Here is a 1,487-nt window from a genome sequence, read left to right as displayed (position 1 = left end):
ACCCATAGGCCTTGCACGAATGTAACCTTATGTAAGACATGTAATAATTTTACAGTTCGGTTTATTGTTTGAATAAAAAAAGGGGGATGAGGGCTTATTAAAGACCTTGTTCCCATTTTTTTACATATTTATTTTTTGAAAGTTTACTTGTTATTTTTTCTTTTGTGGCTTGATAATCGCGACGTCCCCTAAAAACTCTACCTCCCTTTTACTCGGTATTGGGACCTTCTGTCGTCCGCGGGATGTTCTGGACTTTTTGTGATGTAATTCTTTCATAAATTCATCATACGTTTTATACAAGTAGATTCGCATTAACCTTAAAAATCGCCATAGATTTCTTGGACTTTTCAATTGTAATTGTAAGATTAGGGCTAATCCATACGCCGCCATGGCAATGAACATTTGATTCCACATTCCTTGTGGTTTTGTACTCCAAATCTTAACCAATTTTAAATGTTGTTTTACCCATTTGAAGAAGGTTTCAATCATCCAACGGCAGCGATATAGCTCCATTATTTGTTCTGCCGATAAATCCCATCTCGTCGTCATTAACCGATAAAGTCTGTTTTCCTCATCTAAAAATTCAACTAAACGAATCGGCTGTTCCGCACGAGTATATGTAACTTTTGCATCCCTAATTACGTCTGGATGAGTGATTTCATAGGTTTCAATAGGTTCAACTTTCATGGTGTTTCTAATCCGAACAACGAAAAGTATATCTTGATTCTGCCACGCGTTTAGGTTTTTTTTGGATGGATATCCCCGATCCATTAAGTACGTTGCATCGTCTTCTTCTACAAGTAAATGTGGTGTTTCAACATCCGCGACATTCCCCGTAGAAGGAACAATTTTATCAGGATAATGAATATCCTCTGAAACGACAACGATACGTGTGTGCATTTTCACCACATTCCATCCTTTGGTGACGAATGCCCAATCGCAGAGCTCTGGTGGGAGCTTGATATGCGTGGAATCAATAATCTTTAAACGTCCTAATTCAGGGTTTATTCCTTTATGGTTCTTTGTTAGCTCCTGAATTTTATGTACTACGCTTTGAAAAAGCGCTTGTGCATGCTCAGTTGGTAAATCATTAATTCTACGGCTTAATTGCGCGCCACTTATACTTGGAAGGTTGATCGATTGGCAAAACTCAGGGTTAGCACGAAGCTTTTCTTCCATTTCCTCATAAGATTGCCAGTTGTCTAGTTGTGCAGCCACAAAAATCTTCATTAATGCATCCACAGAAAGCTTGTCATAGCCATAATTCAGCAATGGACATGAAAAAGATTCTGTAGGTAAAATGGATAAACTTTGACTTATTAACTGTTTATGACCTATACTTTTATTCATTGGTTGTCTCCTTTGTAGAAGATTTGGGAACAAGTATGGTCTCTTCTACAATAGGAGCTTTTTTTATTTCTGTAAATAAAAATGTTCATTTTTTCAACTTATGGTATTTTTATCCATGCATGCAAGACCAATGGGTC

General features: G+C 37.1%; 1 protein-coding gene. It reads right to left on the bottom strand.

Annotated features, from left to right (window positions below; genetic code table 11):
* Positions 1 to 150: 150 nt before the first annotated feature.
* Positions 151 to 1,350, bottom strand: coding sequence for an IS4 family transposase (locus ACFFIS_RS01620; RefSeq protein ID WP_390185885.1), 1,200 nt, complete (start codon positions 1,348 to 1,350; stop codon positions 151 to 153).
* Positions 1,351 to 1,487 lie beyond the last annotated feature (137 nt).

This window comes from Paracerasibacillus soli (assembly GCF_042432965.1).
Lineage (GTDB): Bacteria > Bacillota > Bacilli > Bacillales > Amphibacillaceae > Paracerasibacillus > Paracerasibacillus soli.
Note: the sequence above shows the minus strand (reverse complement) of the source record. Positions and strands in the feature narration are given on the sequence as shown.